Source organism: Sphingomonas sp. GW821-FHT10F11 (genome assembly GCF_058809095.1).
Map to the genome: position 1 here is coordinate 556,305 of NZ_JBXASH010000001.1, position 14,912 is coordinate 571,216.

Annotated in this window: 19 protein-coding genes and 1 pseudogene; 10 read left to right on the forward strand and 10 right to left on the reverse strand. The window is 65.7% G+C overall.

Annotated features, from left to right (window positions below; translation table 11 throughout):
- Position 1 precedes the first annotated feature (1 nt).
- From rplS to AC1RT8_RS02615, 4 genes are read right to left on the reverse strand one after another with little or no spacing between them, the layout of a single operon-like run.
- The gene (rplS, locus tag AC1RT8_RS02600) at positions 2-391 is read right to left on the reverse strand and encodes a 50S ribosomal protein L19 (protein ID WP_465173517.1); all 390 of its coding nucleotides are present in this window, start codon (positions 389-391) and stop codon (positions 2-4) included.
- A 1-nt stretch (position 392) separates the two neighbouring features.
- Positions 393-1,124, reverse strand: coding sequence for a tRNA (guanosine(37)-N1)-methyltransferase TrmD (gene trmD / locus AC1RT8_RS02605; RefSeq protein ID WP_493074037.1), 732 nt, complete (start codon positions 1,122-1,124; stop codon positions 393-395).
- Complete coding sequence (locus AC1RT8_RS02610; RefSeq protein WP_493074038.1) at positions 1,121-1,489, reverse strand: type II toxin-antitoxin system VapC family toxin; 369 nt, start codon at positions 1,487-1,489, stop codon at positions 1,121-1,123. Before AC1RT8_RS02610 ends, trmD begins: the two co-directional genes overlap by 4 nt.
- Positions 1,490-1,765 (reverse strand): AbrB/MazE/SpoVT family DNA-binding domain-containing protein, encoded by a 276-nt coding sequence (locus AC1RT8_RS02615; RefSeq protein ID WP_493074039.1) that lies wholly within the window; start codon positions 1,763-1,765, stop codon positions 1,490-1,492.
- A 102-nt stretch (positions 1,766-1,867) separates the two neighbouring features.
- Here AC1RT8_RS02615 and AC1RT8_RS02620 point away from each other — a divergent pair, with 102 nt between their 5' ends.
- Positions 1,868-2,779, forward strand: coding sequence for an NAD(P)/FAD-dependent oxidoreductase (locus AC1RT8_RS02620; RefSeq protein WP_493074040.1), 912 nt, complete (start codon positions 1,868-1,870; stop codon positions 2,777-2,779).
- Here the strand turns inward: AC1RT8_RS02620 and rimM are convergent.
- The 3 genes and pseudogenes from rimM to ffh form a co-directional block, all read right to left on the reverse strand.
- Positions 2,769-3,248 (reverse strand): ribosome maturation factor RimM, encoded by a 480-nt coding sequence (rimM, locus tag AC1RT8_RS02625; protein ID WP_493074041.1) that lies wholly within the window; start codon positions 3,246-3,248, stop codon positions 2,769-2,771. The genes AC1RT8_RS02620 and rimM overlap by 11 nt on opposite strands.
- A gap of 266 nt (positions 3,249-3,514) precedes the next feature.
- Positions 3,515-3,955 (reverse strand): annotated as a pseudogene (gene rpsP, locus AC1RT8_RS02630) (30S ribosomal protein S16); the annotation flags it as partial.
- A gap of 27 nt (positions 3,956-3,982) precedes the next feature.
- Complete coding sequence (gene ffh / locus AC1RT8_RS02635) at positions 3,983-5,473, reverse strand: signal recognition particle protein (RefSeq protein WP_493074042.1); 1,491 nt, start codon at positions 5,471-5,473, stop codon at positions 3,983-3,985.
- Positions 5,474-5,732: 259 nt separating this feature from the next.
- Between ffh and AC1RT8_RS02640 the strand changes: the two genes are divergently transcribed.
- Positions 5,733-7,361 (forward strand): putative bifunctional diguanylate cyclase/phosphodiesterase, encoded by a 1,629-nt coding sequence (locus AC1RT8_RS02640; RefSeq protein WP_493074043.1) that lies wholly within the window; start codon positions 5,733-5,735, stop codon positions 7,359-7,361.
- On the opposite strand, the gene AC1RT8_RS02645 is transcribed toward AC1RT8_RS02640, so the two are convergent.
- The gene (locus AC1RT8_RS02645) at positions 7,336-7,917 is read right to left on the reverse strand and encodes a DUF924 family protein (protein WP_493074044.1); all 582 of its coding nucleotides are present in this window, start codon (positions 7,915-7,917) and stop codon (positions 7,336-7,338) included. The genes AC1RT8_RS02640 and AC1RT8_RS02645 overlap by 26 nt on opposite strands.
- Before the next feature lie 23 nt (positions 7,918-7,940).
- On the opposite strand from AC1RT8_RS02645, the gene mtaB reads away from it, so the two are divergent.
- Genes mtaB through AC1RT8_RS02660 form a run of 3 tightly spaced genes read left to right on the forward strand, consistent with a single transcriptional unit; the run spans position 7,941 to position 10,718 of the window.
- Positions 7,941-9,173 carry a tRNA (N(6)-L-threonylcarbamoyladenosine(37)-C(2))-methylthiotransferase MtaB gene (gene mtaB / locus AC1RT8_RS02650; RefSeq protein ID WP_493074045.1) on the forward strand — a complete coding sequence of 411 codons (1,233 nt, stop codon included), beginning with the start codon at positions 7,941-7,943 and terminating at the stop codon, positions 9,171-9,173.
- Positions 9,170-10,111 (forward strand): signal recognition particle-docking protein FtsY, encoded by a 942-nt coding sequence (gene ftsY, locus AC1RT8_RS02655; RefSeq protein ID WP_493074046.1) that lies wholly within the window; start codon positions 9,170-9,172, stop codon positions 10,109-10,111. Before mtaB ends, ftsY begins: the two co-directional genes overlap by 4 nt.
- Positions 10,101-10,718, forward strand: a complete 618-nt coding sequence (locus tag AC1RT8_RS02660; RefSeq protein WP_493074047.1) for a septation protein A — start codon at positions 10,101-10,103, stop codon at positions 10,716-10,718. Before ftsY ends, AC1RT8_RS02660 begins: the two co-directional genes overlap by 11 nt.
- A 40-nt stretch (positions 10,719-10,758) precedes the next feature.
- Here the strand turns inward: AC1RT8_RS02660 and AC1RT8_RS02665 are convergent, their stop codons facing one another.
- The gene (locus AC1RT8_RS02665) at positions 10,759-11,367 is read right to left on the reverse strand and encodes a superoxide dismutase (protein WP_493074048.1); all 609 of its coding nucleotides are present in this window, start codon (positions 11,365-11,367) and stop codon (positions 10,759-10,761) included.
- A 179-nt stretch (positions 11,368-11,546) separates the two neighbouring features.
- Here AC1RT8_RS02665 and AC1RT8_RS02670 point away from each other — a divergent pair, with 179 nt between their 5' ends.
- Positions 11,547-12,107 (forward strand): urate hydroxylase PuuD, encoded by a 561-nt coding sequence (locus tag AC1RT8_RS02670; protein WP_493074049.1) that lies wholly within the window; start codon positions 11,547-11,549, stop codon positions 12,105-12,107.
- 6 nt (positions 12,108-12,113) lie between these two features.
- Here AC1RT8_RS02670 and pspF read toward each other — a convergent pair whose 3' ends face one another.
- The gene (gene pspF / locus AC1RT8_RS02675; protein ID WP_493074050.1) at positions 12,114-13,154 is read right to left on the reverse strand and encodes a phage shock protein operon transcriptional activator; all 1,041 of its coding nucleotides are present in this window, start codon (positions 13,152-13,154) and stop codon (positions 12,114-12,116) included.
- Positions 13,155-13,329: 175 nt separating this feature from the next.
- Between pspF and AC1RT8_RS02680 the strand changes: the two genes are divergently transcribed.
- The 4 genes from AC1RT8_RS02680 (at position 13,330) to pspC (ending at position 14,902) form a co-directional block, all read left to right on the forward strand.
- A complete protein-coding gene (locus tag AC1RT8_RS02680; protein ID WP_493074051.1) occupies positions 13,330-13,476 on the forward strand; it encodes a hypothetical protein in 147 nt (48 codons plus the stop codon).
- Positions 13,477-13,577: 101 nt separating this feature from the next.
- Positions 13,578-14,249 (forward strand): phage shock protein PspA, encoded by a 672-nt coding sequence (gene pspA / locus AC1RT8_RS02685; RefSeq protein ID WP_493074052.1) that lies wholly within the window; start codon positions 13,578-13,580, stop codon positions 14,247-14,249.
- Position 14,250: 1 nt separating this feature from the next.
- Positions 14,251-14,520 carry an envelope stress response membrane protein PspB gene (gene pspB / locus AC1RT8_RS02690; RefSeq protein ID WP_493074053.1) on the forward strand — a complete coding sequence of 90 codons (270 nt, stop codon included), beginning with the start codon at positions 14,251-14,253 and terminating at the stop codon, positions 14,518-14,520.
- 1 nt (position 14,521) lies between these two features.
- Positions 14,522-14,902, forward strand: coding sequence for an envelope stress response membrane protein PspC (gene pspC / locus AC1RT8_RS02695; RefSeq protein WP_493074054.1), 381 nt, complete (start codon positions 14,522-14,524; stop codon positions 14,900-14,902).
- The last annotated feature ends 10 nt before the right edge of the window (positions 14,903-14,912 follow it).

Here is a 14,912-nt window from a genome sequence, read left to right on the forward strand (position 1 = left end):
ATTACTCGGCAGCGGTAGCCTTGGCCGGACGCGTGTCGCGGCGCTCGGCGATACGCGCCGACTTGCCGGTGCGACCACGCAGATAATAGAGCTTCGCGCGACGCACGGCGCCCTTGCGGACCACTTCGATCGAATCGATGTTCGGCGAATAAAGCGGGAAAACGCGCTCGACGCCCTCACCGAACGAAATCTTCCGCACGGTGAAGTTGGAGCCCATGCCCTTGTTCGAACGCGCGATGCACACGCCTTCATAGTTCTGAACGCGGGTGCGCTCGCCTTCCACGACCTTCACGCCGACCTTCAGCGTGTCGCCCGGGCGGAATTCTGGGATCTTCTTGTTCTCGAGAAACTTGGCAATGTTCTCGGCTTCGATCGTCTGGATGAGATTCATCTCATTCGTCCTTCGTCTGTCGCCGCGCACCAGAGGGCGACCTGACCCGAGCGCCCTCATGGCGCTCCCAAAGGTCCGGCCGCCTTAGCCGTGTATCGGTCTCGGCCATGAGCTTTCGCCATGCCTCGATCCTCGCATGATCCCCCGATCGCAGCACTTCGGGGATCGTGCGCCCTTCCCATTCAACAGGTCGGGTATATTGCGGGTATTCGAGCAGCCCCGTTTCGAAGCTCTCGTCCACACCGCTGGAAGCCGCGCCCATTACGCCGGGAAGCAGCCGAATGCAAGCGTCGAGCAGCACCAGCGCGCCCATCTCCCCGCCGGAGAGGATATAGTCGCCGACCGAGACCTGTTCGACCTGCCGCCCCTCGAAGATCCGCTCGTCGAAACCTTCGAAGCGGCCGCAGACTATGGTGACACCAGGCCCTTCCGCCAGCGCTCGAACACGCTCCTGGGTCAGCGGCACACCCCGCGGCGTCATGGCGAGAATGGGCCGGTCGTCCGCGACGCTGTCGATCGCCGCGGCCAGCACATCGGCGCGCAGCACCATCCCCGCCCCTCCCCCCGCCGGCGTATCGTCGACGGTACGGTGTTTGTCCGCCGCGAAGTCCCGGATATTGACCGCGTCGAGCGACCACTGCCCCTCGCCCAGCGCCCGCCCGGCCAGCGACACGCCGAGCGGCCCGGGAAACATGTCCGGGTAGAGCGTCAGGACGGTGGCGGCGAAGGTCATAGGGTCCAGTTCTCGATCTTGAGGCCGGGGATGTCGGCGAAATCGCGTTCGTTGTTGGTGATCAATGTCAGGCCGCGACTGAGGGCGTGGGCCGCCAACAGTCGATCGAAACGGCCGCGACGGAACGGCAACCGCGCATAGGTCTCGGCGGCGGCCTGATCGAACGGCTGTACTGGCATCTGCCCGATCAGCAAGGCGAGCCGCTGATCAGTCCCCTCGTGCTGCAGCCCCAGCGCAAACTCGGCGAGCACGATGGTCGAAAGGCCGATCTCGCCCGCCACCGTGTCGGCAATGCGCCGCGTCAACGCCGGGTAGGTATCGGCGAAAAGGTAGATGCAGCAATTCGTATCGATGAAGTACCGCACCTATCGGCCGCTCTTCCGATCGAGCAAATGCCAGGGCCGATCTTCTTCCTCGAATTCGCGATCCTCGGAAGTCAGCGGCTTCAGCCCCGGGATCGATCCATAGATGCCGGTCAGGTCGATCTTGCGCGGTTCAGTCGCGACCGGCTCGACGATGAACCGCCCCTTCTCCTCGCGCACCGTCATCTCGACCCCGGCTTCGATGCCGAGCGACTTGGGCAGCCTCAGAGCAACCGAGTTACCCGATTTGAAGGTGCGCGACTTGCGCGGGGCGGTCATATCGATCTCCGTATATACCGAATGTATATACATTCGAGCACCCACAGCGTCAATCGCCCGCCCGCCGGGAACCATCCTCGCCGCCGACCTTTGAGGCTGGACATGGAAGACTGCATCATCATCGGGGCCGGCCCCGCCGGACTGACCGCCGCGATCTACCTTGCCCGCTTCCATCTCTCGATCCGGCTGTTCGACTGCGGCTCCAGCCGCGCGGCGCTGATCCCGCGCACGCACAACCATGCGGGCTATCCCGGCGGTATTTCCGGCAAGGACCTGCTCTCCCTGATGCTCGACCAGGCCGAGAGCTTCGGCGCGCAGCGCGAGCTGGCGACGGTGACGGCGATCGTACCGGTCGGCGACGCGTTCGAAGTCCATGTCGGCGATGCCGACCGCATCGTGCCGGCGCGGACGGTGTTGCTGGCAACCGGGGTGGAAAACCACCGCCCCGACATGCCCGGCGATGCGCATGATGCGGCGCTGTCACGCGGCCTGATCCGCTATTGCCCGATCTGCGACGGCTACGAGGTGACCGACAAGCGGGTCGGCGTGATCGGCACCGGCGACCACGGCATGCGCGAGGCGCTGTTCCTGCGCGGCTTTACCCGCGACATCACCCTCATCGCCCCGGGTGCCGCGCACGATCTCGATGAGGAGTGCAGGCGGAAGCTCGACGATGCCGGGATCGAACATGTCGATGGCCCCTGCACCCCGCTCCATGCCGACGGGGATACGATCATCGCAACGACGCCAGGCGGTGATCTGGTCTTCGACAGCATCTATCCCGCCCTGGGCTCACGCATCCGCTCGAAACTCGCGGTGGCGGCCGGCGCACGGGCCTCGGAGGACGGGTGCCTGGAGGTCGACGCCCATCAGCGCACCTCGGTCCCCGGCCTGTTCGCGGCGGGCGATGTGGTGAAGGGGCTGGATCAGATCAGCCACGCGATGGGCGAGGCCGGCGTCGCCGCGACGACGATCCGCAACCTGCTCGACGAGCGCCGCCCGATCAGGCGGTGACGAACTCGGCGGCGACGACCATCCGCTCGCCGTCCCACTCAGGCACCGCCTCGGGCCGCATCGGCACCATGAAGCGCTTGCCGTCGGGCCGCTCGATCTCGATCACGTCGCCCGCCCCGAAATCGTCGATCGCGACCACGCGGCCGAGGTCCTCCCCCGTCGTCGAGACGGCCGGCAGGCCAAGCAGGTCGGTATGGTAATATTCGCCCTCTTCGAGCGGGGGCAGCGCCGATCTCGGCACCGTCAGTTCCGTGCCGCGCAGTGCCTCGGCGGCGTTGCGGTCGTTGATCTCGGCAATGCGCGCGATCGCGCCATTGCTGCCCGGGCGCACCGACTTGAGCGTCAGCGTGCCGTCGTTGAAGCGTTGATAGCTTTTCAGGTCCTCGGTGAAGACCTTGAGACGGACCTCCCCCGTCACGCCATGCGCGCCGATGATGACGGCGAGCGTGACGGGGGCATCCTTAGGCATCAGCCCTCGGCCGGAGCCTGAGCCGACTTGCCCTCGGCGGTTTCGTCGGTGTCGCCGGCATCGCTGTCCGGGGTCGCCTCGTTAGCTTCGGCGGCGGGAGCCTCCTCGGCTGCTGCCTCGGGAGCGGCTTCCTCGGCAGCGGCTTCAGGAGCTGCCTCGGCTTCGACCGGCGGGGTCTGCTCGGCGACTGCCTCGGCAACCGCTTCGGCTTCCGGCGTCGGCTCTTCGGTCGCTGCTTCGACCTCGGCGGCCATCACGGCCTCGGCTTCCTCGTTGCTGTCCTGCGCGGGCGCTTCGGCAACGGGCTCGGGCTCGGCAACGGGCTCAGGCGCCGGCGCGGCTGCCGCTGCAGCCTTCGCCTCTTCGGCCTCGGCCAGCTTGGTCGCATGCTCTTCGGCGCGCTCGGTGGCCTTCTCGCCGGGCTTGCCCTTGTTCGGGTTGTTGCGCGCCGGACGCTCACGGACACCCGCGACGTCGAGGAAACGGGCAACGCGGTCGGTCGGCTGCGCGCCGACGCTCAACCAATGCTTCGCACGCTCGCCATCGAGCACGATGCGCTTGTCATCGTCCTTGGCGAGCAGCGGGTTGTAGGTGCCGAGCTTCTCGATGAAGCGGCCGTCACGGGGCGAACGGGCGTCCGCCACGACGATGCGGTAATAGGGACGCTTCTTGGAGCCGCCACGCGACAGACGAATGCTGAGTGCCATTACTTCTTCTTCCTTCTTTCGATTACGTTATTTCTTCTTGATCAAATTCTCGAAACCGGGGGGCAGATTGGCCTGCCCTCCGCCAAGACCGGGAAGGCCGGGGCCGCCGACCGGGCCGTTGCCGCCCAGCATGTTGCCGAGCCCCGGGCCGCCAAGGGCATTGCCCAGGCCGCCCATGCCGCCCTTGCCGAGCATCGCCGCCATGCCCTTCAACCCGCCCATCTTGCGGATCTTCTTCATGGCAGTGGACATTTCCTGGTGCATCTTGAGCAGCTTGTTCACATCCTGAACGGTCGTGCCGCTGCCCTTCGCCACGCGGATCTTGCGCTTGGCATTGATGATCTCCGGCTTGGCCCTTTCCTTGGGCGTCATCGACGTGATCATCGCATCCATCCGGAGCAGGATCCGCTCGTCGACCGCGCCTGAGGCCATGGCCTGTTGCGCCTTCTTCATGCCCGGGATCATGCCGGCGAGCGCGCCGAGCCCACCCATCCGGCGCATCTGGCCGAGCTGGGCGCGCAGGTCGTTCATGTCGAACTGGCCCTTGGCCAGCTTTGCCGCCATCTTCTCGGCGTCTTCCTGCTGGATCGCCTCGGCCGCGCGCTCGACCAGGCCGACCACGTCGCCCATGCCGAGGATGCGGCCAGCGACCCGGCCCGGATGGAATGCCTCGAGCGCGTCGAGCTTCTCACCCATGCCGGCGAACTTGATCGGCTTGCCGGTGACGGCACGCATCGACAGCGCCGCACCGCCGCGCGCATCGCCGTCCATGCGGGTCAGCACCACGCCGGTCAGCGGCACCTGCGCCGAGAAGCTGCTCGCGACATTGACCGCGTCCTGACCAGTCAGCGCGTCGACCACCAGCAGGATCTCGGCCGGCCTGGCGACATCGGCGACGGCGCGCATCTCGTCCATCAGCGCCTGGTCGACATGGAGTCGGCCGGCGGTGTCGAGCATCAGGACGTCATAGCCCTGCAGCTTCGCCGCCTGCAGCGCGCGCCGCGCGATATCGACTGGCTGCTGGCCCGGCACGACCGGCAGGGTCGCGACCTCGGCCTGGGTGCCGAGTGTCGCCAGCTGCTCCTGCGCGTTCGGGCGATTGACGTCGAGCGACGCCATCAGCACCTTCTTGCGCTCGCGCTTCGCCAGCCGCAGCGCGATCTTGGCGGTAGTGGTCGTCTTGCCCGAGCCCTGAAGGCCGACCATCATGATCACGGCCGGCGGGGTGACACCCAGCTCAAGCTCCGACGCGTCCGAGCCGAGCATCTCGACCAGCGCATCGTTGACGATCTTCACGACCTGCTGACCCGGCGTGACCGAGCGGAGTACATTCTGACCGACGGCCTTCTCGGTCGCCTTGTCGACGAAGTCGCGCGCCACCGGCAGGGCGACGTCGGCCTCGAGCAGCGCGACGCGCACCTCGCGCATCGCCGCGCGCACGTCCGCCTCCGTCAGCGCACCGCGCCCACGCAGTCGATCGAACACACCGCCAAGACGGTCGCTCAGGCTCTCGAACATCAACAACCTTTCATTCCGGGATCGACACCGGCCCTAAGAAACGCAAAGAACGCCGGCGGACGAAACCTCGTCGGCCGGCGCAGCCCTATGGGCACCCCTTCACGAATCCCATGACGGAAACGATCGCGGCGGCCCTTAACGCACGACGCACGATCGCGCAACCTCGGCGCTTCCTGCGTTTTGCATGCACGGGGCTTAACCCGATCTATACGGCTGTCATGGGATGAAGGCCCCATGGGGATCCGTGGGGCAAGTCGGCATGGTGGGTGAAATCGGCGACGAATCGAAGGTGGAGCCGCCGAAGGTGCGTAGCGACATGCTCAGCGGGGCGATCACCGTCGCCTCGATCCTGTTGTTCGTCGGCACGGGCAGTTCGGTGCTGTCCTCGACACTCCAGCATTATTTCTCCGGCGGCGAAGGCACCGACCAGACCTTGGTCATCGCCCTGCTGCTCAATGTCGCGCTGATCCTGTTCGGCTGGCGCCGCCACCGCGAACTCGCCCGCGAAGTTTCGATCCGCGCCGCCGCCGAGGAGCGCGCGCATCAACTTGCCGCCAAAGATCCGCTGACGGGCTTCCTCAATCGCCGCAGCCTCGGCGAGGAGGGCGCGGCGATGTTCGTCCGCGCCCAGCGCCGCGGCAAGGCCATGGCGATGATGATGCTCGATCTCGATCACTTCAAGACGATCAACGACATGCATGGCCACGCGACCGGCGACGCCCTGCTGCGCGAGGTCGCGGTCGAGATCGCCGCGGCGATGCCCTCGATCGCGCTGACCGCACGCTTCGGCGGCGACGAGTTCGCCTGCGCCTTCCTGTTCGATCCGGCCCATCCCGACACCGTCGAGCGCATCGCGGAACGCCTCGTCTCGCGCCTCGCCCAGCCGTTCAGGGCGGAGGGGCTCCAGCTCCATATCAGCGTCTCGCTCGGCATCTCGCGCTCGGACTTCGATTGCGCCAGCATCGATGCGCTGATGCGTTCGGCCGATATCGCCATGTACGCGGCGAAGAATTCCGGCCGCAACCGCTTCGCCTGGTTCGATCTGTCGATGGAACGCGAGCTCCAGGCGCGCAACGAGCTGGAGGTCGGCCTGCGCGGTGCGATCCCGCGCCAGGAGATCGTCCCCTATTTCGAGCAGCAGATCGATCTCACCACCGGCCGCCTCGGCGGGTTCGAGGTGCTGGCGCGCTGGGAGCATCCGCAGCGCGGCCTGATCGGCCCCGACATCTTCATTCCGATCGCGGAGGAGACCGGCATGATCGCCGATCTCTCTCTGTCGATCATGCGCCAGGCCTTCATGGCGGCGAAGGACTGGGATCCGGCGCTGTCGATCTCGGTCAACATCTCGCCCTGGCAGCTCAAGGACGCATGGCTCGCGCAAAAGATCATCAAGGTCCTGACCGAAACCGGTTTCCCCGCCACGAGGTTGGAGATCGAGATCACCGAAAGCTCGCTGTTCGATAACCTCGCGCTCGCCCAGTCGATCGTCGGCAGCCTGAAGAACCAGGGCATCCGCCTCGCGCTCGACGATTTCGGCACCGGCTATTCGTCGCTGGCGCATCTCCGCGCCCTGCCCTTCGACAGGATCAAGATCGACAAGAGCTTCATCATGTCGATCAACGAGAATTCGGAAAGCGCCGCGATCGTCAATGCGATCACCCGGCTCGGCGACAGCCTCAACCTGCCGATCACCGCCGAAGGCATCGAGGATGCCTCCATCGAGGAGCGGCTACGCACCCTCGGCTGTTCCAAGGGCCAGGGCTATCTCTATGGCCGTCCGATGAGCATCACCAACACCCGCCGCCTGCTCGCCGAGAAGCGCCTGCTGCTCCAGCCGGCTGCCGCTGATACCAAGGAAGTCGCTACCAACCAGCGCCTGGCCGGCTGAGATAGGTTTCCTCTTCGGGGGTCGATTGCCGTCCAAGCGCCGCATTGCGCGACGGGAACCGCCCGAAGCGGGCGATCACATCGGCATGATCGAGGGCGTAGAAGAGGTTCTCCTCGTTGCCGAGCTGCTCGAAGCAGCCGACCGACAGGGTCTGTGCCTCCCGGCTTTCGGCATGCATCAACGGCATATAGAGGAATGGCCGCCGCTCGTCGGGGTCGAGCCGCTCGTCCCACCCCTGCTCGATCCCCTCGCGCGCCAGGTCGAGCGCCAGCGCGTCGCCGGCGAACGCCTCCGCCTGGTTGCGGTGGATGTTGCGGGAGAATTGGTCGAGCAGGATGATCGCCGCGAGCAAGGTCTCCGGATCGTCCCGCCAGCCGCGCGCATCGTTCGCCAGCACCGCGTCGCGCAGCGCACCGAACCGTTCCGTGATCTCCCGGTCGAGCGCCGCGTCCCGAACGAAACGCTTCTTTGCCGGCACCTCATCGAACCAGAAGCATAGCACCGCACGGGCCTTTTCATGGACTTCGTCCGAACCCGCCCCTAGATCACCGCGCATGTACCACCGTTCCGGCCTCCCTGATGGCTGAGCCCGATATTATCAGCCTGGGCTGCCGCCTCAACATCGCTGAAAGCGAGACGATCCGTACGCTCGTCGGCGGGCGCGACATGGTCGTCGTCAACAGCTGCGCGGTGACCAACAGCGCCGTGCGCGAGACGCGCAGCGTGATCCGCCGCGCCCGCCGCGACCGGCCGGGCGCGCAGATCGTTGTGACGGGCTGTGCCGCGCAGATCGATCCGCAGGGCTTTGCCGCCATGCCCGAGGTCGACCGGGTGATCGGCAATGCCGAGAAGCTTCTGCCCGCATCCTGGGCCGCGCCCGAGGCGATGCTGGTGGGCGATATCATGCAGGTTCGCGAAACCGCGCCGCATCTCGCCGCCGCCTTCGCGTCGCATGCCCGCGCATTCGTCGAGGTACAGAATGGCTGCGACCATCGCTGCACCTTCTGCGCCATCCCGTTCGGGCGCGGCAACAGCCGCTCGGTTCCGGCGGGCGGCGTGATCGACCGGATTCGGACACTGGTCGATACCGGACACCGCGAGATCGTGCTGACCGGGGTCGACCTCACCAGCTACGGCCCGGACCTTCCCGGCACGCCCTCGCTCGGCCAGCTGGTCGAACGAATCCTCCGGCTTGTCCCGAATCTCGAGCGGCTGCGTTTGTCGTCGCTCGATTCAATCGAGATCGACGACCGCCTCTTCGAGTTGCTGACGGGCGAACCGCGCATGATGCCGCACGTCCATCTCTCGCTCCAGGCGGGCGACGACATGATCCTGAAGCGCATGAAGCGCCGCCACAGCCGCACGGAGAGCGTCCGTGTGGTCGAGCGCCTCAAGACCGCCCGCCCCGACATCGCGATCGGCGCCGATCTGATCGCCGGCTTCCCGACCGAAACCGACGCGATGTTCCGCAACAGCCTGGCGCTGATCGACGATTGCGACATCGTCCACCCGCATATCTTCCCCTATTCGCCACGCGAGGGCACCCCTGCCGCACGGATGCCGCAGGTCGAACCCGAGGTGCGCAAGCGCCGCGCCGCGCTGCTGCGCGAAGCGGGGGCGACAAGGCGGGCGGCCTGGCTGCAGAGCCTGATCGGCACCGTCCAGCCTATCCTGGTCGAGCGCCCCGGCGATCGTGGCCATGCGCCGGCCTTCGCGGAAGTGCGCTGGAACGCGACAATCGCTACAGGCGCCGTCCAACCCATCCTCATCACCGGCGCCAGCGCCGCCACCCTCACCGGAACCCCTGCATGAGCACCACTCCAAGCTGGCACGACAAACTGCTCGGCGGCTTCAAGCGTACCTCCGACCGCCTGCTCGGCAATCTCGCCGGGCTTGGCACCGCGCGGCTCGATGAGGCGACGCTCGATGAGATCGAGGAAGCGCTGATCGCCTCCGATCTCGGCCCCGAAACGGCGGCGCGCATTCGCGCCCGCCTTGCCGAGGGCAGCTTCGAGCGCAACATGGAGGAACTCGGCATCCGCCTGGTCGTCGCCGAGGAGATCGAGAAGGTGCTGGCCAAGGTCGCCAGGCCGCTCGAGATCGAGGCTTTTCCCCGTCCTCAGGTCATCCTGGTCATCGGCGTCAACGGATCCGGCAAGACCACCACCATCGCCAAGCTGGCGCATTACCTGACCGAGCAGGATTACGGCGTGATGCTCGCCGCCGGAGACACCTTCCGGGCCGCTGCAATCGGCCAGCTTGCGACCTGGGCCGGTCGGGTCGGCGTGCCGATCGTCTCAGGCAACGAAGGCGGCGACGCCGCCGGTATCGTCTATGAGGCAGTCAAGCAGGCGACCGCCACCGGCATCGATGCGCTGATCGTCGACACAGCCGGACGCCTGCAGAACAAGCGCGAGCTGATGGACGAGCTGTCCAAGATCCGCCGCGTGCTTGGCCGCATCAATCCGGAGTCGCCGCACGACATCCTGCTCGTGCTCGACGCGACCACCGGCCAGAACGCGCTCAACCAGATCGAGGTGTTCAAGGAATTCGCCGGCGTCACCGGCCTGATCATGACCAAGCTCGACGGTACCGCGCGGGGCGGCGTGCTGGTCGCCGCGGCGGAGAAATACGGCCTGCCGATCCACGCCATCGGTGTCGGCGAAGGCATGGGCGATCTTCGGCCGTTCGATGCGAACGAGGTTGCGCGGATCATCGCTGGTGTGGAAGGGGTCCGCAATGGCAAGTGAACCCAAGCGCCCTCCGGTCAGCCCCGGCCTCCGTCTCGCGATCGACATCGCGCCGCTCGCGGTGTTCTTTATCGTGAATTTCATCAGCAGCGGCCCGCAGATCGCCCGCCTGCTTGCGGCGACCGCAGCGTTCATGGTGGCAAGCGCGATCGCCATGGTCGTCTCGCGCTGGAAGACTGGGCGCATCTCGCCGATGCTATGGATGACGGGAACGCTGGTGCTCGTGTTCGGCGGCGCGACGCTCTATTTCCACAACGAGACCTTCATCAAGATCAAGCCGACCTTCGTCTATGCCAGCTTCGCGGCGATTCTGGCGTTCGGCCTGGCGACCGGAAGGCCCCTGCTCCAGCTATTGCTCGAGGCAGCCTATCCCGGCCTGACCGAGCAGGGCTGGCGCAAGCTGACGGTCAACTGGACGGTCTTCTTCGCCTGCATGGCGGTGCTGAACGAGGTAGTGTGGCGCAATACGACTACCGATTTCTGGGTGGCCTTCAAACTGTGGGGCGCGATCCCGCTGACCATGGTCTTCGCCATCGCCAATGTGCCGATGCTGATGAAGCATGGGCTGAAGACGGGCCAGGAACCGCCGATCCCACCTGAGGGGTAACTAAAAAGCCCCTTCCCGTCAGGGAAGGGGCTTTAGAAGGTCAGCCTACGACGCTGTCGTAGATACGGCCGGCTTCGTCCCAGTTCACCACGTCCCACCAGGCCTTGAGATAGCCGGGGCGGTCGTTGCGGTACGTCAGATAATAAGCGTGCTCCCACACGTCGTTGCCCAGGATCGGCGTGCCCTTCACTGCGACGTCGTCCATCAACGGATTGTCCTGGTTGGGCGTGCTGGTAACCTGCAGCTTGCCGTCGGCATCGGCGATCACCCAGGCCCAGCCTGAGCCGAACTGGCCCGCGCCCTTGGTGTTGAAATCTTCCTTGAGCTTGTCGAGCCCGCCATAGGCAGTGATCGCCTCGGCCAGCTTGCCCGATGGCGTGCCGCCGCCCGGCGTCATGATCTTCCAGAAGAAGTCGTGATTCCAGTAACCGCCGCCATTGTTGCGGACCAGCGGCGGCTGCGATGAGATGACGCCGAGGATCTCCTCGATCGTCTTGCCCGCCAGCGACGGGTCCTTCTCGACACCCTCGTTGAGCTTGTCGGTATAGGCCTTGTGATGCTTGTCGTGATGGAACTTCATCGTCTCTTCGTTGATGGTCGGTTCCAGCGCGTCATAGGCATAGGGCAGCGGCGGTAGTTCGAAAGCCATTGGGAGGAGCTCCATCGTCTGGTGTTGCAACGGTCCAACGAGCGTACGCCCTCGTTGTTCACCGTCCGACGCGCATTTATCGGTGTCGTTACGTGTGACAAACGAAATCGGACCGCCTACCATTCGCGCCGGGCAAGAAGGGGCGCTTCAGGCACCCCTAAAATGGGAGGGAAACCCTGATGGACAAGATACTCACTGATCTGCGGATCACGATTGCGGTCGGCGTGCTGCTGGCGGTCGGCTTGATGTTCGCACCCTATTATGCGCCGCCGTCCGCAGCGCTCGGCGTGTTCCAGTGGCTTCACGTGTTCTTCGGGGTCACCTGGATCGGCCTGCTCTATTATTTCAACTTCGTGCAGATCCCGACCATGCCGTCGATCCCGGCCGAGCTGAAACCCGGCGTCTCTAAATATATCGCGCCCAAGGCATTGTTCTATTTCCGCTGGGCAGCCGCCTTCACCGTGCTGACCGGTCTGATCCTCGCCTATCTCTATCATGAGCTGCACGAGGCGCTGACCCTGCAGGAGCCGGCACGGCTGATCGGCATCGGCATGTATCTGGCGCTGATCATGGCGTTCAACGTGTGGTTCATCATCTGGCCGAACCAGAAGCGCGCGCTCGGTCTGGTCGCGGCGGACGATGCGTCCAAGGCGAAGTCGGCCCGCGTCGCGATGCTGGCCTCGCGTACCAATGTGCTGCTGTCGATCCCGATGCTGCTGGCGATGACCGCGGCCCGATAAGCCGCCCTACCCCGCTGCAATCAGCCCGTGGCGCTTCAGCGCGTGGCGGAGCTGGTCGTAGCTCAATCCCAGGGCCTCGGCGGTCGCCCGCTGGTTGAACCGGTGCTCGCCGAGCGCCCGGGTGAGCAGGTCGCGCTCGAACCGGGCGGTGCGCGTCTTGAAGTCGGCCGGTTCCTCATCCGCTTCCTCGACCGGCGCCGCGATGGGCGGCGCGCTTTCGGCGACCGCCACCGGTGCCGGCGCTGAGACCAATGGCGCGCCGGCGGGCGCCGGGCGATAGGGCGAATGGAACGGATCGAACTCGATCGCGTCGATCGGCCCGGCCTGCTCCCAGCGATAGACGGCGCGCTCCACCACGTTGCGCAGCTCGCGCACATTGCCAGGCCATTGATAGTCGACCATCGCCGCCATGGCGTTCGGGCCGAAGCCCGGCCAATCGTCGAAGCCCATTTCGGAGGCCATGCGCCGTCCGAAATGCTCGGCCAGCACCAGCACGTCGCCCGGGCGGGCGCGGAGCGGCGGCAGGGTCACTACTTCGAACGACAACCGGTCGAGCAGGTCGGCGCGGAACTGGTGCCGGGCAACCTTGTCGGGCAGATTCTCGTTGGTCGCCGCCACGATGCGCACATCGACCTGCAACGGCCGCGACGACCCGATCCGGGTGATCTCGCCATATTCGACCGCGCGCAGCAGCCGCTCCTGCGCGCCCATCGACAGCGTGCCGAGTTCATCGAGGAACAAGGTGCCGCCATGCGCCTCCTCGAAGCGCCCGACCCGCGATTTGGTCGCACCGGTAAAGGCCCCTGCCTCATGCCCGAACAGCTCCGCCTCGATCAGCGTCTCGGGCAGCGCCGCACAGTTCATCACCACCAGTGGCTGGTCCCAGCGCGGCGACAGGCGGTGGAGACGCTCGGCGACCAGCTCCTTGCCGGTGCCGCGCTCGCCGATCACCAGCACCGGACGGTCGAGCGCGGCGGCACGGCTGGCGCGCTCCAGCGTCTCGAGAAAGACGTTCGACTGGCCGATGACCTGGGTAGTACGATCCATGCCCAAGCCTTGGCGTAATTTCCCAAGGCTTGGCAAGATATTTTGAATCGGTTCATATGGCGTTCAGCCGAAAATGGCGGAAAACCGCGCTTTTCGAAACTGGCACGCTCCCTGCAATGCTTCTGGCATCAGCCCCACGGGGCGCCACGAACAGCCAGTTTCAGGGAATAGAATGATGAACAGCACCTACAAAGCCGGCGACCTCCGCCACACCGTCGCAGCCATCGCTTGTGCGATCGTGCTCGGCTCCACCTTCCTGCTTGGCGCCGTCGCGCCGGCCCAGGCTGCTCCGGCAGCCCTCTACACCCAGACCGCCGCCTGATCCTCAGGCGGCGCTGCCGGGGCGGCCACCCCTTGCACCGCCCCGGCACCCCTTCAACCCTTCACCCAGTATCCTGCGTACCTAATAGGAGAGTTTTCGAGATGGGCATTTTTTCCCGAACCCGCGACATCATCGCCGCCAACTTCACCGATCTGCTCGACAAGGCGGAAGACCCCGCCAAGATGATCCGCATGATCATCCTCGAGATGGAGGAGACCCTGGTCGAGGTTCGCGCCTCCGCCGCGCGCACCATCGCGGACCAGAAGGAGATGCGCCGCCATATCTCGAAGCTCGAGAATCTGCAGGAAAGCTGGACCGAAAAGGCCGAGCTGGCCCTGTCCAAGGGCCGCGAGGACCTGGCCAAGGCCGCCCTGGTCGAGAAGCAGAAGGCAGCCGACATGGCCGTCCAGCTGACCGGCGAGATCTCGGTGCTCGACGAAGCGCTCAAGGCTTCCGAAGAGGACATCAACAAGCTGCAGACCAAGCTTCGCGAGGCCCGCACCCGCCAGAACTCGATCGTCACCCGGCTCGAGACCGCGCACAACCGCTACAAGCTGCGCGAGATGTATGCCGGCCCGAAGATCCAGGACGCCTTCTCGCGCTTCGAGATCATGGAGCGCCGAGTCGACATGGCCGAGGGCCGCGCCGAAGTCGCCGGCATGGGCGCCCCGAAGAGCCTCGAAGAGGAGATCGCGGAGCTGAAGGCAAGCGAGAAGGTCGAGGCGGAACTCGCCGCGATGAAGGCACGCGCCGCCGGCTCGAAGGACGCCTGAGATGGAAGATGTGCTTATCCCCCTCGTCGTCTGCAGCATCCTGTTCATCGGAATGCCGTGGGTGATCCTCCACTATGTCACCAAGTGGAAACAGGCCCCCAAGATCACGACCGAGGACGAGAATCTGCTCGATGAGCTGCACTATCTCGCCCGCCGGCTCGAAGACCGCCTGAATACCGTCGAGCGGATCGTCGCCGCCGACCATCCCGACTGGAGGCCCGGCATGCCGTCCGTCCAGTCCACCGACACCGACCTTTCGAGGAGCAACTGAGATGTCCGCAAGCCGCACCAAATTCTACCTCGACAAGCAGAACCGCAAATGGCTGGGCGTCTGCTCCGGGATCGCCGATTATACCGGTGTCGATGTCACCTGGGTCCGCGTCGGTGCCGTGATCCTCACCATCGCCGGCGGCTTCCCCTGGACACTGCTCGCCTACTGGCTGGTCGCCTGGATGGCCGAGAGCAAGCCCTACGGCCTGTACGACAGCCCCGAGGATGCGAAGTTCTGGCAGGGTGTCCGTTCGAACCCGAAGCGCTCGACCGCCGAGGTCCGCTCCAAGTTCCGCGACATCGACCGCCGGCTCGCCGACATCGAGATGATGTACACCAGCCGCAACAGCCGCCTCGCCGACGAGATCGACAGCCTGCGCTGAAACACCCGGC

Bases quoted from the DNA above. Each gene is read 5' to 3' on its own strand.
- rplS (WP_465173517.1), bottom strand. From the start codon at position 391: ATGAATCTCATCCAGACGATCGAAGCCGAGAACATTGCCAAGTTTCTC.
- trmD (WP_493074037.1), bottom strand. From the start codon at position 1,124: ATGACCTTCGCCGCCACCGTCCTGACGCTCTACCCGGACATGTTTCCC.
- AC1RT8_RS02615 (WP_493074039.1), bottom strand. From the start codon at position 1,765: ATGACCGCCCCGCGCAAGTCGCGCACCTTCAAATCGGGTAACTCGGTT.
- AC1RT8_RS02620 (WP_493074040.1), top strand. From the start codon at position 1,868: ATGGAAGACTGCATCATCATCGGGGCCGGCCCCGCCGGACTGACCGCC.
- rimM (WP_493074041.1), bottom strand. From the start codon at position 3,248: ATGCCTAAGGATGCCCCCGTCACGCTCGCCGTCATCATCGGCGCGCAT.
- ffh (WP_493074042.1), bottom strand. From the start codon at position 5,473: ATGTTCGAGAGCCTGAGCGACCGTCTTGGCGGTGTGTTCGATCGACTG.
- AC1RT8_RS02640 (WP_493074043.1), top strand. From the start codon at position 5,733: ATGGTGGGTGAAATCGGCGACGAATCGAAGGTGGAGCCGCCGAAGGTG.
- AC1RT8_RS02645 (WP_493074044.1), bottom strand. From the start codon at position 7,917: ATGCGCGGTGATCTAGGGGCGGGTTCGGACGAAGTCCATGAAAAGGCC.
- mtaB (WP_493074045.1), top strand. From the start codon at position 7,941: ATGGCTGAGCCCGATATTATCAGCCTGGGCTGCCGCCTCAACATCGCT.
- ftsY (WP_493074046.1), top strand. From the start codon at position 9,170: ATGAGCACCACTCCAAGCTGGCACGACAAACTGCTCGGCGGCTTCAAG.
- AC1RT8_RS02660 (WP_493074047.1), top strand. From the start codon at position 10,101: ATGGCAAGTGAACCCAAGCGCCCTCCGGTCAGCCCCGGCCTCCGTCTC.
- AC1RT8_RS02665 (WP_493074048.1), bottom strand. From the start codon at position 11,367: ATGGCTTTCGAACTACCGCCGCTGCCCTATGCCTATGACGCGCTGGAA.
- AC1RT8_RS02670 (WP_493074049.1), top strand. From the start codon at position 11,547: ATGGACAAGATACTCACTGATCTGCGGATCACGATTGCGGTCGGCGTG.
- pspF (WP_493074050.1), bottom strand. From the start codon at position 13,154: ATGGATCGTACTACCCAGGTCATCGGCCAGTCGAACGTCTTTCTCGAG.
- AC1RT8_RS02680 (WP_493074051.1), top strand. From the start codon at position 13,330: ATGAACAGCACCTACAAAGCCGGCGACCTCCGCCACACCGTCGCAGCC.
- pspA (WP_493074052.1), top strand. From the start codon at position 13,578: ATGGGCATTTTTTCCCGAACCCGCGACATCATCGCCGCCAACTTCACC.
- pspB (WP_493074053.1), top strand. From the start codon at position 14,251: ATGGAAGATGTGCTTATCCCCCTCGTCGTCTGCAGCATCCTGTTCATC.
- pspC (WP_493074054.1), top strand. From the start codon at position 14,522: ATGTCCGCAAGCCGCACCAAATTCTACCTCGACAAGCAGAACCGCAAA.